The 20,091-nt window shown below is 71.0% G+C and carries 18 protein-coding genes; 2 read left to right on the top strand and 16 right to left on the bottom strand.

Features of this window, described 5'->3' with window-relative positions:
* Positions 1-329: 329 nt before the first annotated feature.
* Both IG98_RS0125640 and IG98_RS0125635 read left to right on the top strand, forming a co-directional pair.
* Positions 330-1,184, top strand: a complete 855-nt coding sequence (locus IG98_RS0125640; RefSeq protein ID WP_030917202.1) for a helix-turn-helix domain-containing protein — start codon at positions 330-332, stop codon at positions 1,182-1,184.
* Positions 1,184-1,414 (top strand): DUF397 domain-containing protein, encoded by a 231-nt coding sequence (locus tag IG98_RS0125635; protein ID WP_211264096.1) that lies wholly within the window; start codon positions 1,184-1,186, stop codon positions 1,412-1,414. Before IG98_RS0125640 ends, IG98_RS0125635 begins: the two co-directional genes overlap by 1 nt.
* 768 nt (positions 1,415-2,182) lie before the next feature.
* On the opposite strand, the gene IG98_RS0125625 is transcribed toward IG98_RS0125635, so the two are convergent.
* From IG98_RS0125625 to IG98_RS0125550, 16 genes are all read right to left on the bottom strand, one after another.
* Positions 2,183-2,626 (bottom strand): carboxymuconolactone decarboxylase family protein, encoded by a 444-nt coding sequence (locus IG98_RS0125625; protein WP_030917193.1) that lies wholly within the window; start codon positions 2,624-2,626, stop codon positions 2,183-2,185.
* Positions 2,623-3,447 carry a class I SAM-dependent methyltransferase gene (locus IG98_RS0125620; RefSeq protein WP_030917190.1) on the bottom strand — a complete coding sequence of 275 codons (825 nt, stop codon included), beginning with the start codon at positions 3,445-3,447 and terminating at the stop codon, positions 2,623-2,625. The genes IG98_RS0125625 and IG98_RS0125620 overlap by 4 nt, the downstream gene beginning before the upstream one ends.
* Before the next feature lie 5 nt (positions 3,448-3,452).
* On the bottom strand, positions 3,453-5,126 hold the full coding sequence (locus tag IG98_RS0125615) for a class I adenylate-forming enzyme family protein (protein ID WP_030917188.1): 1,674 nt from the start codon (positions 5,124-5,126) through the stop codon (positions 3,453-3,455).
* A complete protein-coding gene (locus IG98_RS0125610) occupies positions 5,123-6,904 on the bottom strand; it encodes a CoA transferase (RefSeq protein ID WP_084195639.1) in 1,782 nt (593 codons plus the stop codon). Before IG98_RS0125610 ends, IG98_RS0125615 begins: the two co-directional genes overlap by 4 nt.
* Positions 6,895-8,502, bottom strand: coding sequence for a class I adenylate-forming enzyme family protein (locus tag IG98_RS0125605; RefSeq protein WP_030917184.1), 1,608 nt, complete (start codon positions 8,500-8,502; stop codon positions 6,895-6,897). The genes IG98_RS0125610 and IG98_RS0125605 overlap by 10 nt, the downstream gene beginning before the upstream one ends.
* 66 nt (positions 8,503-8,568) lie before the next feature.
* Positions 8,569-9,903: a protoporphyrinogen/coproporphyrinogen oxidase gene (locus tag IG98_RS0125600; protein ID WP_030917181.1), complete on the bottom strand. Its 1,335-nt coding sequence runs from the start codon at positions 9,901-9,903 to the stop codon at positions 8,569-8,571.
* Positions 9,900-10,895 (bottom strand): UbiA family prenyltransferase, encoded by a 996-nt coding sequence (locus tag IG98_RS0125595; RefSeq protein ID WP_030917178.1) that lies wholly within the window; start codon positions 10,893-10,895, stop codon positions 9,900-9,902. The genes IG98_RS0125600 and IG98_RS0125595 overlap by 4 nt, the downstream gene beginning before the upstream one ends.
* Positions 10,892-12,043, bottom strand: coding sequence for a DegT/DnrJ/EryC1/StrS family aminotransferase (locus IG98_RS0125590; protein WP_030917173.1), 1,152 nt, complete (start codon positions 12,041-12,043; stop codon positions 10,892-10,894). Before IG98_RS0125590 ends, IG98_RS0125595 begins: the two co-directional genes overlap by 4 nt.
* Complete coding sequence (locus IG98_RS0125585; RefSeq protein WP_245651710.1) at positions 12,040-13,302, bottom strand: DegT/DnrJ/EryC1/StrS family aminotransferase; 1,263 nt, start codon at positions 13,300-13,302, stop codon at positions 12,040-12,042. The genes IG98_RS0125590 and IG98_RS0125585 overlap by 4 nt, the downstream gene beginning before the upstream one ends.
* Positions 13,303-13,410: 108 nt before the next feature.
* Positions 13,411-13,938 (bottom strand): EF-hand domain-containing protein, encoded by a 528-nt coding sequence (locus IG98_RS0125580; RefSeq protein ID WP_030917168.1) that lies wholly within the window; start codon positions 13,936-13,938, stop codon positions 13,411-13,413.
* A gap of 247 nt (positions 13,939-14,185) precedes the next feature.
* Complete coding sequence (locus IG98_RS0125575; RefSeq protein ID WP_037971246.1) at positions 14,186-14,650, bottom strand: DUF6917 domain-containing protein; 465 nt, start codon at positions 14,648-14,650, stop codon at positions 14,186-14,188.
* The gene (locus IG98_RS0125570) at positions 14,647-15,570 is read right to left on the bottom strand and encodes a Gfo/Idh/MocA family protein (RefSeq protein ID WP_030917162.1); all 924 of its coding nucleotides are present in this window, start codon (positions 15,568-15,570) and stop codon (positions 14,647-14,649) included. Before IG98_RS0125570 ends, IG98_RS0125575 begins: the two co-directional genes overlap by 4 nt.
* Positions 15,567-16,715, bottom strand: coding sequence for an Ldh family oxidoreductase (locus tag IG98_RS0125565; RefSeq protein ID WP_084195638.1), 1,149 nt, complete (start codon positions 16,713-16,715; stop codon positions 15,567-15,569). Before IG98_RS0125565 ends, IG98_RS0125570 begins: the two co-directional genes overlap by 4 nt.
* Positions 16,712-18,025 (bottom strand): M20/M25/M40 family metallo-hydrolase, encoded by a 1,314-nt coding sequence (locus tag IG98_RS0125560; RefSeq protein ID WP_051752866.1) that lies wholly within the window; start codon positions 18,023-18,025, stop codon positions 16,712-16,714. The genes IG98_RS0125565 and IG98_RS0125560 overlap by 4 nt, the downstream gene beginning before the upstream one ends.
* Entirely contained in the window at positions 18,022-18,957 is a 936-nt protein-coding gene (locus tag IG98_RS0125555; RefSeq protein WP_084195637.1) for a sugar phosphate isomerase/epimerase family protein, read from the bottom strand. Before IG98_RS0125555 ends, IG98_RS0125560 begins: the two co-directional genes overlap by 4 nt.
* The gene (locus IG98_RS0125550) at positions 18,938-19,978 is read right to left on the bottom strand and encodes a Gfo/Idh/MocA family oxidoreductase (protein WP_245651709.1); all 1,041 of its coding nucleotides are present in this window, start codon (positions 19,976-19,978) and stop codon (positions 18,938-18,940) included. Before IG98_RS0125550 ends, IG98_RS0125555 begins: the two co-directional genes overlap by 20 nt.
* Positions 19,979-20,091 lie beyond the last annotated feature (113 nt).

Raw genomic sequence — 20,091 nt, 5'->3', positions numbered from 1 at the left:
CCCCTTGCCCTTGGGACCAGTAAGGCGGGTTCCTCACCTCTCGGGAGATCGACCATCGCGCTCAGGCCCAGCATGCGTAACTCCCATGCCAAGCGCACCAGGTGAATGAACTGCTGTTCCTGTTGCATACCCGCTGCCATCTTCCGCCCTTTCTGCCCAGCGTCAGACCTGGGCGAACTACGACCAGTCATGCCCCCTTGCCGTTACCATGGTGCAGGTAGCATCTATAAATTGGCAAGATGCCAATTGCAGGTTTCCGGTTTGCCTGTGTTTGTCCTCGTGCGGGACTCTCAACAGGTCGAACCGTCTTCCGAGAAGAGGTGACCGCGTTGACCATCGGGAGCAGTCCCACAGTGAGGCGCAGACGGCTTGCCAGCGAACTCCGCCGTATCCGCAAAGAGGCCGGACTGACCGCCGAAGCGGTCGCCGAGAGACTGGAACTCGATCCATCTTGGGTAAGTCGCATCGAGACGGGCCGTCGCGGAATCCGCGCGATCGATCTCCGCGCACTTCTCGACGTCTACAACGTGCATGGCGCCGCTCGTGACGAGCTGCTGATTCTCGCCCGTCAGGCCCGGCAGCGCGGTTGGTGGCATTCCTTCGGCGATGTGATCCCGGAGTGGTTTCAGGTTTTCGTCGGCTTGGAGGCCGAAGCAGCCGAGCTACGCAGCTACGACACCGAACTCGTGCCTGGCTTGCTCCAGACGCCCGACTACTACCGGGGCTACATCAGCACCGCACCCATGGCAGCCAGCCCCGAAGAAATCGACCGAAAAATCGACTTTCGCCAAGCCAGACAAGCGAGGATCACCGGCTCCAATCCGCTGAAACTATGGGCGATCATGAACGAGGCCGTCATCCGTCGCCCCGTCGGCGGCCAGACGACCATGCAGGCCCAGCTTCGCCACTTGGTAGAAACGTCGGAACGACCGAACGTCACCCTGCAAGTTCTTCCATTCGCCGCAGGACCACACCCAGCGATGGACGGCGGATTCGTCATCCTGGGATTTCCCCAGGCGCCAGACCCTGATGTCATCTACCTGGAGAACCAAGTAGGTAGCCTTTATCTGGAGGAACCGACAGCGGTTGATCGGTATAACCTGTTGTTCAACCACCTGCGAGCGAAGGCCCTCGATCCGGACCAGACCCGGAGCCTACTCGCTCAGGCGGCAAAGGAAGCGTGATGATCGTGAACGGCAACGGCGCAGGGATGGAGACCGACCTGTCTCTCTTCCTGTGGCGTAAGAGCAGCTATAGCAACAACGGCGGCAACTGTGTCGAGGTCGCGTCGAACCTGCCCGGCATCATCGGAGTCAGGGACAGCAAGAACCCAACCGGCCCAGCGCTGGTTTTCACCCCCGGCGAGTGGTCAGCGTTTCTAAGCGGCGTCAAGAGTGGCGAGTTCGACGCCTGACGTCCTGCTGACTCTCCACCCGCCTCTGTCTGACTAGCCGCCAGACCCGAGAGCCCTCGCTATGACGGGGGCTCTCTTCGTTTCATCTGTGCGCGTAGCGCGTGCAGGTGGGTGACCCCGCCGCCCAATTGTCCGGGGCTCCCGGAACCCGTCAAGCACGGCTGTACCGGCAGGGCAACCAGCTTGGCCGGAAGGTCACCGGGCAAGGTACACACGAAGCCGAACTTGACGGAACCCGGTCGCAGTCCCGGTGTCGGCAGCTATGGGGGTGAGGGGGAAGTGTGGGACACCTGTGCATGGTGCCGCAATGTTCCGCTCCCAGCCGTTCCCGCTTCGCGGTAAGTCGAAGCAGACAGAGCGACCAGGACGAGGCGGTCAAGCTAGGTAAAGCATGTGCGGCATTCTGCCGACTGGACCGGTTCTCTCAGACTGATAAGAAGTGTAACAATCCTAGAACGGGCTTCCCCGATCCGCTCGGCCCCATGATCGCCAAAGTCTCCGCACGGCCGATCCCGACATCCACCCCCGCCAGAGCGACGGCCGGCCCGAACCGCTTGACCAGGCGGTGGCCGGAAAGCACGAATTCACTCATGCCTCCGACCCTGGCCTGTCCGCCCTCTCTCCCGGATCGGCCGACCGGCTGATCGTCGACGTCCGGCATCGGCCGAAAGTCCACCCTGGTAGAGACGTACCGGGGCCTTCGCCCGGGTGCGGTGGCGGCCGGAAACATCACCGGCTGAAAGGCCATGCCGCCGGTTGGGGCCGGGCTCAGCGGAGCGTCACTCCACCCGCGGCGGTGGCGACGCCTATCCGGTTCCAGGCGTTGATCGCAGCGATCGTCCACAGCAGATGGACCAGTTCGGTGTCGTCGAACTGCTCGGCGGCCGCGTCGAGGACCTCGTCCGGAACGCCCTTTTCCGCGATCAGGGTCACGGACTCGGTCAGTGCCAGGGCCGCGCGTTCGGCTTCGGTGAACAGTGGGCTCTCACGCCAGACCGGCAGGGCGTCCAGACGACGCGGGTCCTCTCCCGCGTCCAGGGCGGCCCGGGTGTGCAAGCCAAGGCAGAACACGCAGCCGTTGAGCTGTGATGCGCGCACCCGCACGAGTTCGGCGAGGGCCGGCTCCAGGCCCTCGCACGCTGCCGCGTCGAAGACCGTCATGACGGAATGGACATACGGTGCCGTGGTGTGCACGTTGACGCGCGGCTTCATCGGGCTTCTACCGGGCGGCGGCCCTGCACCGAGTAGATCACGCACGAACTGGCCCGGAAGCCGGGGTCGGCCAGCAGGACGCGCACATCGGCGAGTTGCCGGTCGGTCATCCCCTCCTGGACGAACTGATCACGCAGGTGCCGGGTGTGGTGGGCGACAAGGTGCACCCCCGGGGAATCCGAGTGCCACAGCTCCAGCCGCGGCAGCGGGTCGATGTCGACCAGGCCGGCACGGTACATCGCGGCAGCGGCGTGACGCCCCCACGCCACATCGGCGCCCGCGCGGGTCATCAGGCGGATCTTGGCCTCCATGAACATCTCGTAGAGCTGCCGCGCGGCAGGATCGGGCATCAGCAGCGCGGGGCCGTAGGTGATGTCGAACTCGTCGAGTTGGAGCATGCCGCCGGGTTTCAGCGCGCGTACCAGGCGGTCCAGCACGGCGAGGCGTTCCGGCAGGTGCAGCAGCACCAGCCTGGCGTGTACGAGGTCGAACTCGGCTTCGGGCAGCGGGTCGCGCACGATGTCGTGGCGCAGGATCTCAAGGCCGGGAACGGCGGGGATGCGCTCGGGCTTGATGTCGGTGGCCACCACGCTCCCGGTGGGACTCACCCGCCGAGCCAGCCACACCGCCACGCTGCCCCCGCCCGCCCCCACCTCCAGACACCGCCACCCCGGAGCGACCCCGGCCTGGGCGAGGCGGTCCGTGGTCATCGGGTCGTAGGCGCGGGCCAGGCAGCTGTGCTGGTCGAGGGCGTGCTCACCGTGATTGTCGAAGACGTAGCGCGACGCGCTCGTCCCGGCGGCGGTGACGGTTGGATGCATGGGTCCTACTCCTCGGTCGGTGTGAGAGAGCCGGAGACGGCGGACTCGGCCGCGATACGGGCGAGGGTGGCGGCGCAGACCTTGCCGGTCGGACCGAGCGGCAGTTCGGGCAGCACCACGAACCGTTCGGGCAGTTTGCGCGGCTCCAGCCCGCGCTCGTCGCGCAGGTAGGCGGTCAGTACGGCCGGGGACGGCGGCGGGATGCCGTTCTTCGGGGCCACACACGCGCACAGGCGCTCGCCCAGGTCCGGGTCTGGGACCGGCACGCAGCACACGTCCGCTACATCGGGGTGGGTGCCGAGCTCGCGTTCCACTTCGAGCGGAGAGATGTTGAGCCCGCCCCTGACCACCACGCGCCGGATCCGGCCGACGACCCACAGCGTGCCGTCGGTCTCCAACCGGCCCAGGTCGCCGGTGCGTACCCACCCGCCCGCGGCCCGATAGCGGTCGTCCAGTTCGGGTGCCGCCACGTGGCACAGCGGGCTCATCGGTCCCAGCGCCCAGATCTCCCCGGTTTCCCCGGCGGCCACCGGTCGCCCTTCGTGGTCCCGGACGGTCACCTCGGTCACGTCGGGGTCGGGGCTACCGGCCAGCCCGGGACGCCACCGACCGGGGTCGCCGCCCGTGTGGCAGTTGACACCGTCGGTGGACCCGTACACGTTGACGACGGGCCGGTCGAACCGCCGTACGCAGGCGTCCCACGCCTCCTGATGCAACGGCGCCCCGCTGGCGATCACGGCCCGCAGGGACGACAGGTCCGCGTCGGCGTGACCGTCGAGATCGGCCATGCGGCGCAGCATCGTGGGTACGCCGAGCACGTGGGTGGGACGGTGCCGCTCGATCGCGCGCAACGCGGCGGCGGGGTCGTAGCGGGACAGCAACACGAGGGTGCCGCCGTGCCTGGCCAGGGTCACCGAGGTCCCGCAGGACCCGAACGAGGACGCCAGGGAGACCAGCAGCAGATTACGCATCGGCTCCGGGCCGAACCGCAGCGCCGCCAGGTAGTTGCCCCGCCCGCCCGCCATCGCGTTGTGCGAGTAGGCGACCATCTTGGGCTCGGCCTCCGAGCCCGAGGAGACCAGGATGCGTGCGGGCGCCTCCGGGTCGAGACGGGTGGGACGCCAGCGCCGGACCTCGTTCCCTCCGGGACGGTCCAGGCCGCGTGCCCCCGTCACGGGCCGGCCGAACGTCCACAGTTCGCGAAGGTGCGGCATCTCACACCGCCGGTCGCGGGTCGCCTCGACCATGGCCGGGACGGTGATGAGGGCTCCGGCCCGAGATCTGGCCAGCAGGGCGACGACGTCGCGAAGCCCCCGGGCGTCGGGAATGGGCAATGCCACCGCGCCGATCGCCGCGACCGCGAGTTCGGCCACCACCGCGTCGCGTCCGTTGGGCAGCAGGACGCCGATGATGTCAGCCGCCCCCCAGCCCGCCCCGGACAGGGCGGCGGCGGCGCGGCGGACCCGGATGTCCAGCGTGGCGTAGTCGAGGGCGCCCGCCTCGTCGATGACCGCGGGGCGGCCGGGTGCCATCCGGACATGTTCCCCGAACAGGGTGTACAGATCCCGGCCGGGGCACAGTCCACGCGCGGTCCACTCCGCGCGCAGCCGTCCGGGAACACGATCGGCCAGGACGATGCCGTTGGCGGAGGTCCAGGGCGGCGCATTGACGGGTCTCATCGGGCGTTCTCCAACCAAAGGGGCGCGGTGGCCGGGACGAATGTCCACGGCGCGCGGCTGTAGACGGCCTCGCCGCCGATGTCGAGCGCGGTCGAGAACGCGGGGTCGGCGGCCATCTCGGCCAGATCGGTCACCACGGTGACGGCGCCGGTCCTCCCCGGCCACCGGGCGGGTGAGCAGGCGGACGCGGCGCCGATCCCGGCGCCGGTGCGCGTGGCATCCCCCCTACCGTGCGGGACGGCGGCGTCGCGGATGAGTCGGGCCGCGTCGACCAGGGCCGTCTCCGCGCGTACCCCCGCGCCGGTGCGGGAGCGGGCCAGCAGCGCGGCGACTATCCCCTCCGCGCTGATGAGCCCGCCCAGCACATCGGTGAGGGTCAGCAGGGACGGTGCGGGCGGCTCGCCGGGGCCACCGACCAGGGCCGCCACTCCGCAGTACGCCTGCACCAGGTAGTCGGTGGCCAACGGCTGGGGGTCGGGCAGGAGATCCGCCCAACCCCCCGCGTGCGCGTGAACCAGACAGGGCCGCACGGCGGCGAGGGCCTCGTGGTCCAGGCCGAGCCGGACCGCGCGGCCCGGCGGCCAGTTGTGCAGGAACACGTCCGCGGCGGCGATGAGCCGCAGGACGGCACGACGGCCGGGCACGGACTTCAGATCGGCCTCGACCACCCGCTTTCCCCGGTTCAGTGCCTGGAACCTGGCCGAGCACTCTCCCGCCATGGGCGGAACTCCCCGCATGGGATCACCTCCTGGCGGTTCGAGCCGGACGACCTCGGCGCCGAGCAGGCCGAGCAGGTGCCCCGAGAGCGGGCCCTGCACCCTGCTGGTGGCCTCCACGACCCGCAGCCCTGCCAGCGGGGCGTGGTCGTGCGGGCCGAGTGGCGGAAGGGCGGATGCCGGGTCGGTGACCACCTGCCCGCGCAGCCGCCACGGCGACACCGGGGCGGGGGGAAGAAGGCCGGGGGCGTCGGCGGCCCGCACCGGCAGCACGCTGACGCCGCTGCGTTCGGCCACGACTCGCACGGCCCGGTAGTCCAGCGCGGCCACCGCCGTCCCGAGCGCGGTGGGCAGCGAGCACGTCGCGGTGGCGAAGCGCTGCTGGAACGCCGGCCAGCCCGTCGCGACCGCGGCGGGGGCGACACCCAGTTCCGTCCAGAAGCGCCGCCAGTCCTCGGCGTCGAGCGTCTCGATCTCGAAGCGCACACCGTCCGCCGAGCGGAAGAGCGGCGCACCGTACCCGGCTGCCCCGACCGGACCGGGTGAGCCGAGACCGGGCTCGGCGGTGGCCGCGGCGACGTACTGGGTGAGAGCCAGCAGTGCCGCCTGGGCGGCCGAAGTGGCCGCCGCCAGTGCCGGCCCGCCGCGCAGCAGGGCCAGCACACCCGCGCTGACCGCCTGGACCGCGAGCACCCCGGCGCACACCGAGGCGTAGTCCACCCGCAGCGGTCGTGGCCCACCGACGGCCCGCCCGTGGACCTGCATGATCCCGCAGGCGGCCTGCACGTCGTGTTCGCCGGCCATGGGCACGGCCACGGGCCCTGACCAGCCGATCCGGCACTCGGGCAGCGCACCGTCCAGCACCGTGAACGGAAGGCGGGTGACGCCCAGCCACCCCGCGGGGGCCCCGTCCGGCGGCGGCTCGTTCCCTGTCTCGACGGCACAGCCCAGCGCGCGCAGCCGCCGTACGGCGACCCGCAGCGCGGTTGAGTCGCCGAGCGCGCGCACGGCCGTCCCCGACAGCGGCCGGCCCGCCGTCACCCCGGACCGGACTACGTCCACCGGCCCGTCCCGTGGGTCTCCCGCATCTCGCCGAGCCGGTCACGCAGAGCCATCCGGCGGACCTTGCCGGTACCGGTGCGCGGTATCTCATCCCAGGTCAGCACCACGGGGTCGGCCAGCCGCGGCAGATCGGCGGTGGCGCGCCGCCACGACCCGAGATCGAGTGCGCCGTTCTCGGTGACCACGACGGGCAGGGAGGGGCGTTCGGGGACGCTCAGGATGACGCACTCCAGCACCTCGGGGATACGGTCGTCGATGACGTCCTCCAGCTCGACGCAGCTTCCCTCGGGGATGGCGTCCACCTCCCGATCCACGAAACGCATGCCGCCGGTGCGGGTGAGGGCGCCGACGTCGCCGGTGTTCCACCACGCGCCCGCCCGCTTGTCCTGCCAGCGGCTCTGTTCGCCGACGTATCCGAGGCACAGTGCCTTGGTCCGGCAGTACACCAGGCCGGTGGTGCCTCGCGGCACCGGTCGCAGCGTCTCGGGGTTCATGACGCGCAGCCGGGTACGGGTGGGGATCGGATGACCGAGGTCGCGGGTGGTGGGATGCCGGTCGTGCGCGGCGGCCATGGCACGCCGGGTGAGGAACCGGAAGGTCAGCGGACCGGTCTCGCTCTGGCCCCAGCCCTGCAACCACACCGGGCGGCGGTGTCGCGTGGTGTGGAGGAAGGCGCGCACGGTGGGCGGGTGCATGGCGTCGAAGGTGCTGATGTAGAGGCGGACGCGCTCGAACGGACCGCCCTGCTCCTCGGTGTGGCGCTGCCAGCGCACGTAGGTCGCGGGCAGCGCTTCGAGGGTGGTGGGCCGATGCCGGTGCAGAAACGGGCCGGCCTCGGCCCAGTCGGGGGCGCAGACCGCCAGGAGTTTGGCGGGGGCCAGCCACAGCACGCTGGCGGCCTGGGCCAGCGCGCGGCCGTGCGCGAAGGAGATCGCACTGGCCACGGTGTCGCCGGGACGGCTACCGAGCACCGGCCAGCGGTGCGCCTCGAAGCCGGCCAGCCGACGCATGATCGTACGGGTGGAGTGGACGACGAGTTTGGGCACGCCGGTGGTGCCGGAGGTGTGCATGATGGCCAGCGGGTCGTCGGCGGGCGGGCGGTACGCGGGCGGTACGGTATGGCCGCGTACATCGTCGATGGACAGGGTGCCCTCGGCCGCGCCGTCGACGAGCAGGGTCCTGGTGGCGAAACAGGTCAGGTCGGTGCCGGCCTCGCGGCTCGACGCCAGCAGCGCGGAATCGGTGACCAGGAGGGCCGGCTCCAGTCGCTTCAGCAGTGTCTCCAGCACATCGGGGGCCAGATTCGCGGAGAGCGACGCGGGCACCGCGCCGATGCGCGCCGCCGCGCAGTTCAGCAGCACGTAGTCCCAGTGGTTGCGCTTGGCGATGGCGACCCGGTCCCCGCGCCGTACCCCGGCGGCTGCGAGCCACCCGGCGACATCGCGGACGAGCCCGGCCAGGCCGGGAATGTTCAGGGCGGAACCCAGCGCGGGCGCGATGTCCAGCGGCCGGCTCAGGTGCACGGCCGTGGCGTGGCCTCGGTCGGCCAGATCGTCGAACAGGGTGCCCAACTCGATGGGCCTGGTGAGGAGTGTCATCTACTCGCCTTCCGGTTCGGGGATGGGGACGGGAAGCCGCGGCGCGGGCGCGACGGACGACCCCGGTCAGCCGGCGGGCGACAGGTGGGCGAGCACCCGCGCGGCGGCCCGCGCGGCGGAGGCGACCGCACCCTCACTGCACGGGCGCAGCGCCGTCCAGTCGCCCGCGTACTCCACCGCCGAGGCCGGACGGGCCTCGAACGCGGCGCGCAGTTCGAGGGCACGCGGTGTCGCCTCGGGCAGGCCGTACCGGAACCGATGCACGTGGGCGAAGGTGACGCACGCGGCCATCCCGGGCACGAAGCGTTCGGCACGGGCGGTGAGTCGCTCCTTCACCTCCTCGTCGGGGGCGTCGATCAGTTCGGCGGTGCCCCGGGGTGAGGCGACGAGCGACACCAGGCCGCGCCCCGCGGGCACCCGCCCGGGATGCTTCTGATGATCCACAGTGATCACGTTGACCAGGGGGTCCTCAGCGGCGGGGACGAGGGTGGCGAAGCCACGCCGTACACCCGTGGGGGCCATCGGCCGGTCCAGGACCAGGGTGAGACGGAGCATGGGCGCGTAGCCGCACGCATCCCGGTAGGCGCGTTCGACCGGCGGTGCGTCCGTGTGCAGGCGTGCCGCGACGGGGGCGGGCACGGCCAGTACCGCCGAACGGGCGGTGACGGTGCCGCCGGGCGACTCCAACCGGACCTCACCGGGGTCCGCGACCACCCGGGTCACGGTGTGCCCGGTGACCACGTCGAGCCGCGCGGCCAGCGCGCGGGCGAGGGTGTCCATGCCGTCGCGGTAGGTGTGCCAGCCGTTCGTGCTGCCCGAGGCCGTCAGGTGCGCGGCGAACGGAGCCGCCGCGGCGCGCTCCGGATCCCACCCGAAGAATCCGGCGACCAGCGGTTGGATGAGGTAGTCGCGAAGATCGGGATGGTAGCGCCTGACGAGGTCGGCGACCGTGACGGAGCCCAGTGGGCCGCGCTCCGGACGGTCAGGGTCGAGGTCGCCGAGCCAGGCCAGGCGCGTCTGGAGGCGGAGCAGGTCCACCCGCGCGCGTGGCGGCAGCCCCGCCCCGGTGAGCAGCCCCAGCGGGCGACCGGCGTGTGGCCTGGACCGGCCGCCACGCCACACGGCGAGCGCGTCGCGCACCCGGGGCACGGCCTCGGGGTCGGCGTCCAGACCGAGGGCGGCGATGAGCCTCCAGGTGGCCGGGTAGCCCGCGGCAGAGGGGAGCATCTCGGCTCCGGTGTCGATCAGACAGCCGTGGGCGCGCAGGGTGCGCATCCGCCCGCCGACCGCGTCGGCGGCCTCGAAGACTCTTACCGAGCACCCCGCCTCGGCGAGCGCGTAGGCTGCGGCCAGCCCGGCGGGACCCGCGCCGACCACCGCGACGTCCAGTGCGGAGGTCATGTGGCGGTGCCGGTGAGCAGCGGGGCGGCCAGGTTCGCGATGACCAGCAGGATCACGGTGACCCGGTGGGCGCGAATGGCGATCCGCCGGGCGCGCAGGATGTCACCTCGCACGGCGCCGATTACCAGGTGGGTCGCGCGCATGGCGAGAACCGGTACCAAGACGATCGGTAACCACCAGGGCACGGCGCCGACGAGGGGACCGACGACGATGAGCAGGGCCGCGACGGCGGTCATCACGGTGATGAACGCCGTGTTGACCCCGGCGGGCACCAGGGCCGCGACGGTGACGCGCCCGGCGCGACGGTCGCCGTCGATGTCGTGGGTGTTGGAGTAGAGCCCGAACAGCATCGGCCCAAATCCGAACAGCAGGGCCTGCACGAGAACCAGATCGGTCACCTCGCCGGTGAGCAGGCCGTACGGCACCAGCACCCAGCCGACGCCCAGACCGATCAGGAAGATCTCCTGAAATCCTCGATAGCTGATCTTCAGCCCCCAGGAGTACTGCACCGACGCCACGACGCACACCGCCGCCAGCACGACCGCCCACGGCGGGCGATGTGGCGCGACGGCCACCGCCAGCGCCCACAGCACCACGCCGAGTGCGGTCGCCGACCAGGCGAAGCGGAGCGCCTGAGCCTCGGTAAGGGTGCCGGCGACCAGCGGTTTCCTGGCCAGGCGTCGCCTTGCGGCATCGGCACCGTAGTTGGCCGCGTCGCTGCCGTCGCGGTAGCCGGTGATGTCGTCGAAACCGACCATGGCGGCCACCACGGCGATCTCGGCGAGGACGATCAGCACCAGCAGGCCGATGACGCCCGGCTCCCACCGGCCGGCGGGGGCGAGCAGCGTCCACACCAGTGGCAGGCCGAGGTAGTAGTCGTAGACGTCGAGCTTGGCCAGACGCGCGTAGGCCACAAGGGTGCCGCGTGCGGTCGCGGCCGGACCGGACTCCGTTTCCCCGCCGGTTTCCCTGCCGGTGAACTGATCGGTCATCGTGCTCCCCGGGTTTCGTGGGCGAAGGCGCAGACGGTGTCGGCGATGTGTTCCAGTTGGATGTCGCTGAGGTGCGGATACAGCGGCAGGGCGAGGTTGCGCCGGGCGGCCGAGGCCGCATTGGGCCAATGTGTGTCGCGGGGCGCGTGCGGCGCGAACGCGGGCTGGGCGGGAAGGGTGCGCGGGTAGTAGACGTGCGAGTCGACGCCGCGCGCGGCCAGGTGTGCCCTGAGCGCCTCGCGGCGGGTGGCCAGCACCGCGTAGACATAGTGGCAGCGGCCGTCACCGCCGACAGGAGGTGCCGACACCCCGAGGGCTGCCAGGGAGGCGAACCGGGTGGAGTAGTAGTCGGCGATATCCGCCCGGCGCGCCAGCCGTCGGCCCAGACCGGCCAGCCGATGCGTCTGGAAGGCGGCCATTACCTCGTCGAAGCGGCTGTTGTGTCCGATGCGGTGGTGGACGAAGCGGCGCGTGCCGTCCTGGCCGTGATTGCGCAGCATCCGCACGCGCATGGCCAGGTCGGCGTCGTCGGTGACCACCACACCGCCCTCACCCGGCATGCCGAACGTCTTGACCTGTACGAACGAGTAAACGCCCGCGTCACCCCAGCGACCCGCTGGACGTCCCAGCAGCGTGCCGCCCTGCGCGACCGCCGAGTCCTCCAGCAGGCGTAGGTCGTACCGGTCGGCCAGCTCACGGAAGCGGGGCATGTCCGCCATCGTCGAGAACATGTGCGCCGGCATCAGCGCCTTGGTACGCGGGGTGATGAGCGCCTCGGCGGCGACGGGGTCCATGGTCAGCCGCCCCGGGTCGACGTCGGCGAAAACCGGCCGGGCACCGAGGTTGACGACGGTCGCGGCCAGTGGCGCGCAGCCGAAGGCGGGCACCACCACCTCGTCGCCGGGACCGACTCCCATGGCGTTCAGCACCAGGGTGAGGGCGGTCGTGCCGCTGGAGCAGGCGACGACGTCGCCGGCACCCAGCCGATCGCGCAGTTCCCGCTCGAACCGGGCCGTGTGCCCGCCCAGGATGAACCTCTGGGTGGCGGCGGTGCCGATGGCGCGCACCGTCTCCAGCAGCGTGTCGCGCTCCTCCTCGAACAGGTCGGGAGGGAAGAAGGGGATGGTCCCGGTGGTCTGGGCGGTCACCGTCGTCCTCCCGCGTAGAAGTTCTCGATCTCGTCGCACACCCGGTCCACCTGCCACTCGGCCAGGTCGGGATAGAGCGGTAGTGCGAGGGCTCTCGCGCAGGCCGCCTCGGCGCGCGGGAAGTCGCCGGGGGCGTGTCCCAGATCCGCGAAGCACGGCTGGAGATGCATCGGAACCGGATAGTAGGTTTCGGACTCGATCCCCTTGGCGGCCAGATGCGCGACGAGGGCGTCGCGGCCTTCGACCTCGATGAGATGGACGTAACAGACCCGGTTACCGCCAGGGTGTGGTGGGACGGCGCCGGGAATCGCGTACACCCCCGGGACATCGCGCAGCCGGTCGTCGTAGCGCGCCGAGAGCTCGCCTCGGCGGGCGATGTCGGCGTCGAGGCGGGCGAGTTTGGCGAGCAGGACGGCTGCCTGGATATCGTCCATCTTGCTGTTGAGGCCGGAGAGCACCGTGGGGTTGGCGATACCGGGGAAGTGGTCCAGGGTGCGTCCGCCGCGACCGTGGTGGCGTAGCGCTCGCGCGGTCTCGGCGACGGCGTCGTCGTCGGTGAGCAGCGCCCCGGCGTCGCCGATGGCGCCGAGAGTCTTGGTCGGAAAGAACGACAGCACCCCGCCGACGCCGAGCAGCCCGGCGTGCGTGCCGTCCAGACGCATGCCGATGGCTTCGGCGCTGTCCTCCAGGACGGTCAGCCCGTGTCTTCGCGCCACCTCGTGCACGCCCCGCATGTCCGCGAGGCGATCGAACAGGTGCACCGGCATGACCATCCGGCTGCGGGGGGTCACCACGGCGTCCACGGACCGCGGATCGATCCCGTACCCGTGCTCCTCGATGTCCGCGAAGACGGGCACGCCTCCGGCGAGCACCACCGAGCCGGCCGTGGCGATGAAGGTGTAGGCGGGGACGATGACCTCGTCTCCGGGGCGCAGTCCGGCGGCGCGCAGCAGCAACACCAGTGCGTCGGTACCGGAGTTGACACCGACGACGTGTCTCGCGCCGGTCCACCGGGCGAGCGCCCCCTCGAACTCCGCGACCTTGGCGCCGTGCGAGAACTTGCCCCGGTCCAGGATGTCGACGCAGTGAGCACGGATCTCGGACCACAGCTCACCGAACGACGTGGCCTGGGTGAAGAAGGGGATCGGCGCGGGCTCGGTTCGCGCCGGGGATGTCGCGGGAGGAGGGAGGATCTTCTCCATGGCTCTCTTCCTGTGCGGCACGGTCGGGGAGAGCAGGTCCAGAGAGCACGGCGGCATGGCGCGGGAGGCTACGCGTCGGTTTCGCGCGTCCGGTCGCACCAGCCGTGGGCTGTCCGGGGCGCCTCCGGGCAACCGCACGGCGGGCGCGCGGTGGACGCGTCTGGATCAGCGGCCCAGCAGGGGAATGTCGTTCTTGCCGAGGTGGTAGTCGCGAACCGCGTCGATCAGCTCCGTCACGGAGAGCCGGCCGGTGCCGTCGGTGTCCAGCTCCCGGAACGCCTGAGCGGCCACGTCCGGCTCAAGGCCGACGGCCTCGAACCACTTGGTCATCTCCGTCTGACTGATCTCGCCGTCGCCGTCGCCGTCCAGGACGTTGACGATGGCCTGGATGGTGGGACCCACCACGCTGGCGAATCCGGCGTCGCCCTTGCTGATGATCTCCTGGTTGGCGGCCTGGACGAACTGGCCCTTGTCCATCTGGGGAGTGCCCGCGGCCCTGGACAGGCGGTCGAACATGGCCAGGTAGACCTGCCGAAGCTCGGCGCCCTTCGGGGTGCCCTGAGCGCCCAGACCGGTGACGATGTCGTCGGCCTCGGATTCGAAGTCCGAGCGCTCGATCACACCGTCGCCGTCCGAGTCCCAGAGACGGAAACGCTCTTCCAGACGACTGCTCTCCTTGGTACCTGCGGCCATTTGAGTCCTTTCCCGAGAATTTTGGGCAGCCCAATGGATGAGCGCCAGGAATGAGCAGAGTCAGCAGCAGAATTCCATCCCTCGAAATTCGCCACTCTCCGCAATGGCGTTATAACCATGGGTGACGGTCCGTAAACGCGGGATCAAGAAAGTCCCACGGCTTTATCTGGTGAGGTATCCAAAAAGGGAACAGCTGGACATAAACCAGCCGTCCGCCGATATATGGATATCGAGGATCGATCAATTCTCATAGCCTGATCACCGTGAGATCGGGCGCGCCGGCACCGCATTCATCCATGCCTCCGGGCACGCCCTGCCGGAACACCAGCGACATCTCAGGGACCAGATTCAGGTCCCGGCCGGTGACCATCGGATCGGCATGAACGAGCACGTTGTAGTGATTGGGGAAGTGACAGCCGTCGAACCCGAGCAGCACGCCGATTCGGCGTCGGCCGATCCAGACCTCGTCACCACGGTCGAGCACACCCGCCGTGGCGATCTCGACGAAGCCGAGAAAACCGACACGGTCTATCCTGGCTCCGGCTGCGGTCTCGGTGTGGTCGGTGACGACCAGCTCGTGCACCTCTCCGGCTCGCACGCACCGGCTCGCGTACGGTTCGAGTCGCATACCCCGGTCCGTCCGACGGTGGACCAGCAGCTTCACCAGGGTCGCGGTGACCTCACGCTTGGGGCCGTCCTCGTACGGATTCACCCCGTCTCCTTTCCGGTGGCCGCCGCCAGCCGATAGACGTCCTCGACGAGACGTAGGGCGGGCAGCCCGCCGTCACCGTCCCCCGCGCCGTTCCGGATCCGCCCTTCGAACGCGTGCAGCACCCCCACGTACTCGTGCCACAGAGAGTTCTTGAACCCCGGATGGCCCGTCAGCATGTCGGCGTGGAGCGTTCGGCCATCGGCCAGCAGGACCTCGATGTCCTTGCGCTCGCCCGGATAGGACCAGTCGAGCAGCACCCGCACCGACGCCGCCCCGGCGCGTAGCCCGATGTCGGCCCGCCGATCGGTGTCCGCCGCGTCGCGGGTGATCCGCGCGGACACCACCTCGGCCGGCCCCAGCAGCGACTCGACCAGATCGAACGCGTTGGGGCCGTTGTCGGCGACACATCCGCCGCCGCATCGCCGCGCGTCCAGGTACCAGGTGTCCGCACCCGCGTGTTCCTCGATGCGTTCCAGGTAGCGCACCGTCAGCTTCTCGACCCGTGCCCCGGTGAGCCCGGCTCGCAACCGCCCGACCGCGTGGTTGTACCTGCGGTGAAAGGCGGTGAACAACGGAACGTCCCCGCGCGCGGCCAGCCGCGCCAGCGAGACGCCCTGCTCCGTGTCCAACGCGAGCGGCTTCTCCACGCACACGGCCACTCCGCGCTCCAGCGCGTCCGCGCACACCCGCGCGTGCGCGTCGTTCGGCACGGTGACCACCACCGCGTCCGGACGTACCTCGTCCAGCAGCCGCAGATGGTCGGTGTAGACGGGCACCGAGCCGGTCCGCGCGGCCAGCACCGCCGGATCGCGATCGCACACCGCGCTCAGCCGCAGCGTCGCCGAGCCGCGCAGCGCCGCGAGGTAGAAGCGGGAGATCACACCGAGGCCGACGACCCCGATCCGCAGCGGGACCGTCATCGCTCCGCCAGGACGTCCGGTACGGCAAGGCCGGCATCTGCCGCGACCTCCGCCAGCTCGGCGTATACCGTCGCGTCCAGCGGGACTCCTGTACTCAGATGTTCCTCGGCACGCCGGTGTTCGTGCCACCCGGGGTAGCGCACCGGCTTCGCCCGGTCGACGGGCGGGCAGGCCAGCAACGCGCCGAACAGGGCGTTCGCGTCGGCCTCGGCCCCCTCGCGCAACGCGCCCGGTGCGACGGCCGCCACGAAGAAGCCGATGTCGTCGTCGCGTCCGTCCGGCCCGCCGTCGCCCGAGAGCGCGTCGGGATGCGCGCCCAGCCGCGCGCCGGGCACCAGCGCGGCCAGCACCTCCACCGCGATGCCCAGCCCGAACCCCTTGTACTGCCCGGCCTCGCCCCCCAGCCACATCAGGTGCGCCCGCCCGGCGTCGAAGGCGGCGGGGTCGGTGACGGAGCCGCCCCCGTCGTCGCGGAGCAGTCCTTCGGGAACGGGTCGCCCGGCGCGGGCGGCCTGGCGGATACGGCCGGTGGGGGCCGCGGTGGTGCTCATGTCGAGGACGAACGGGGGGTGGTCGCCCGCCGGGGCGGCGACGCTGAGCGGGTTGGTACCCAGCATCGTCACCGCCCCGCCGGGTGGCCTGGCGATGCGCTGACCACCACAGTTGCTGGCGACCAGTCCGATCATGCCGCGGGTGACCGCGCGCAGCGCGTGGTGCCCGGCGCAGCCCAGATGGGTGGCCCCGCGCACGGCCGCCACCCCGATCCCGTACGCGGCGGCGCGTTCGGCCGCCACGTCCATCGCGACCCCGGCCACCCACAGGCCAAGCGCCCGGTCGGCGTCGATGAGCACGGCCGCGCCGCGGTCGGCGACCGTACGGGGTTCGGCGTGGGGGTTGACCCGCCCCTCGTCGAACAACGGCAGATAGAGCCGGGTCAGGTTGACCAGGCCGTGCGAGTTCAGGCCGGTGAGGTCGCCGTAGCAGAGCGCCCGCGCGGCCTCGTGCGCCCGCTCGGGTGCCAGGCCCCGGGCGGTGAACACCGCCGAGGTGAAGCCGAGCAGGTCGGCGTGGCGCACCCGTACGGTCCCCGGCACCCGCGACGCGGGCTCGGGGTGCGGTCGCGCGGCTGACAGGGTCTGGTTCACGGTCGTCCGTTCGTGTCGTCGGTGAAGGCCAGCAGTAGTCGGGCCACCGCGGCGGCGAACTCCGCGAGCTCGTCGGCCCGCGCGAACTCACCATCGGCGTGGGCGTTGTTGGCGGCGAGGTCACCGGGTCCCAGCACCACGGTGCAGGCCCCGGCGACCTCCGACATCCAGATGGCGTCGCAGGTGAAGGCGGGCTCGTCGGGCGGCCACGGCGCGATCCCGGCCACGTCACGCAGGAGCGCGTGCATCCGAAGGTCACGATCGTCCAGGACGGGCAGACCGCGCTTGAGCCATTCCAGCCGAGTGATGACGTGCGCCTCGGCGGCGGTTCTGGCGAACAGTGCCGTACCGGAGAAGGCCGTGACGAACGCGTCGAGGCCGTCGGCCAGGGCGGCCCGCAGGTCCCGCTCCAGCCGCCGCCCGGTGGCGGCCGAGGCGTAGGCGAGGTTGAGCAGTAGCGACCCGCCGCCGTAGACCTTGTTGTGCAGGGTGCCCGTGTGCAGGCCCGCCACGCACATCGCGCCCTCGGCGGCGTGCCGGTCGAGTGCCCGGCCCAGGTACTGGGCGAGAAAGCCCAGCAGGACACTGGCGTTGTGCCCGTGGGCGGGGTGGTCGTCGATGGCGTCCACCCCGTCGACGACCACCCGCGCGGTCATCGCCGCGGTGCCGCGCGGCAGGAACCGCAGCCGGGTGGGCTCGCAGAAGACGTTCAGTCGCCCGGTGTGGCCGCGCTCCACCAACGGCCTGGTGCCGAAGACGCCCATGGCGCCACCCTCCTCCCCCGCCACGGCCTGGATCAGAATCCCGATGTCACGGCCGATGGCAGGGCGCAGTGCCCGCGCGGCACGCACCCCGGCGAGCAGCGCCACCGCGGGTCCCTTGGCGTCGATCGCACCGCGACCGTAGAAACACTCGCCGTCGAAACGGACAGGCTGCCATCCGGCGACGGTGTCCAGATGCACGTTGAACATCACGGTGCGGGCGACCGGCAGTGCGGGCCCCAGCAGCAGCACCAGGCTGGGCTGGTGTTCGAGGAAACCGGGGATGTCCAGCGTCGCGCGCACCGGTGCCGGGACATCGGGGCGGTCAAGCTCGGCCCTCTCGGCGGGCGCGTGGCGTACGACGCGAAAGCCGATCGCGGCGGCGGCGCGGAGATAGTCGGCCTGCGCCTCGCGCAGCCTGGGCGCGGGCGCCTCCGGGCCGGTCTCCAGCGGACCGGCGGTGGGCAGCCGCAGCAGCTGCAGCAGCAGGTCACGGTCGGCCGGGGTGAGCGGGACCGGAGACACGGCGCGGGCGGGCGGAGCGGTCATCGGAGCCCTCCGGCCGTTGCCGCCACCTGGTCCACGAGCCGTTCCAATGCACGCCCGTACGCCACGAATGCGGCGTGGTCACCACGGCCGGGGTCACCGAGCGCCGCGTCGGTGCTCGCCGCGGCGAGGTGCGGGCGCAGGTGCAGGTGCGGCTCGATGGAGAGCGCCCCGGTGTAGCCATGGGTGAGCAGCAGGCGAAGGCATTTCGCGACCTGGGCCTCACCGGTGCCCGGCGGGACGAAGCCGACTCTGCCCCCCGGACCGGTCACCGCGTCCTTGACGTGCACGTGCACCACATGCTGGACGAGGGCGGCCAGCATCGGTGCTGACGGGTATCCATACGCGACGCCGTTGCCGATGTCGAACAGCAGCCGCAGCGCCGGACTGCCGACGCCGCCCACCAGGTCCAGCATTCGTTCGGCGCGATCGCCCGCCCAGCCCGCGCAGTTCTCGTGCGCCAGCAGCAGCCCGGCGTCCTCGGCGCGCCGCGCCAGCTCACGCAGCCGCCAATGGGCGCGACGGCCCCATTCGGCCTCGGGCAGACCACCCGAGGGGTAGGACATGACGCGCACCAGGCGGGTTCCCAGGGCGGCGCAGCGTCGGGCAAGGACATCCAGTTCGGCCAGATCGAGGGCGAAGTCTCCGGTCACGGGTCGGGACCAGTCACCGATCTTGGAGGCGACGCAGACCACGGTGACGCCGGCCGCCCGGATGCGCTCCGCCGAGTGGGCGAAGGTGGCCTCGTCCAGCCTCGCGACGGGGAGGCCGCCGATCGTGCGCAACTCCAGGTGCTTCCAGCCCAGCTCGTCCAGAGCGGCGAGTTGGCCGGGCAGGTCGGGGGCCGCCTCGTCTCCGATCCCTGCCGGCACGACTCCGCTCGGCGGTCGTCCGCCGACCGGGACGGGCGTGTGCTCAGCGGGTGCCGTGGACACGCCGGACCTCCTTGTGCCGGGCGGTGTCCGGCTCGTGCGCGGCGCACAGATCCTTGGCCTCGTTGAGTAGCCGGACGGCGTCGATCTGCACCGGCAGCGCCCCCGGTGCGGAGGGAAACCGGGCGTAGCGCGTGTAGGTGCTGCGAACGAAGGCGGACAGGGCGTCGTCGGCGAACGCCGAGCAGGACTGATCTCGGCCCTCGATCACCACCCGGAGCTGGGCGGTGTGGTCCGCGTCGCTGCACGGATAGTGACCGATGAGGGTCGCCCCCTCGAAGTCCAGGGTGATACGGCGCTCGCGCACGGGCGAGGTCAGGTCCGAGTCGATCTCGGTACGCACGCCGGAATGGTGGTCCAACCGGAGCCTGGCGCGGCCCAGGCGGGGCAACCGGAGTTGGTCGGTCACCATGTCCGCCCAGGAGGCGTCGGCGATCCGGGCACCGCCGGCCAGGGTGAGCACCACGGCGAGCGCGTGCGGCATCTCGATGTCGAAGGCGGTGGGGTGGCCGGGGCCCGCCGCGCTGCGGGTGAACCGGGGCTTGTTCTGCACCACACGGATGCCGCGCAGCCTGCCGAACTCCTCCGAGTCCACCGCCGCACGCAGGCGGTGGGTCAGGGAGCTGTGCAGCCAGTGGGTGGCGACGGTGATGTCCAGACCCCAGCGTCGCCTCGTGCGGGCGATGGCCGCCAGGCCCATCAGGTCCAGGGCCAGGGGCTTCTCGATGATGATCTTGCGGTAGCCGAGCTCGGCCAGCCGCTCCAGCATGCCCGAGCGAATATGCGGCGGGGTGCACAGGTGGACCACGGTGCGGTGGGGTGGAGTGCGCCCGGCCGCCTCCTCCAGGGTGCCGACCGCGACCACGCCGGCGACATCGGGGGGAGGCCGGAACGGGTCGTGGACGACGATCCGCCCGGGAGCGAGCAGGTCCGGGATCGCGGCGCGCACCCTGGACAGTGCCGGCAGATGCAGTCCTTCTCCGGCCCTGCCCATTCCAAGGATGAAGGTATGCAACATGAGCATCAACGCCTTTCCGAGTTGCCTGTCGCATAACTCCGAAACATATTTTCCCGGGTACATGTCAGGCGTTCGGCGGAATCTTTATTCACCTGGTTCGACGCCACCGCGAGCACCCC

It is taken from the genome of Streptosporangium amethystogenes, assembly GCF_000721075.1.
In the GTDB taxonomy this organism is placed as follows: domain Bacteria; phylum Actinomycetota; class Actinomycetes; order Streptosporangiales; family Streptosporangiaceae; genus Streptosporangium; species Streptosporangium amethystogenes.
Note: the sequence above shows the minus strand (reverse complement) of the source record. Positions and strands in the feature narration are given on the sequence as shown.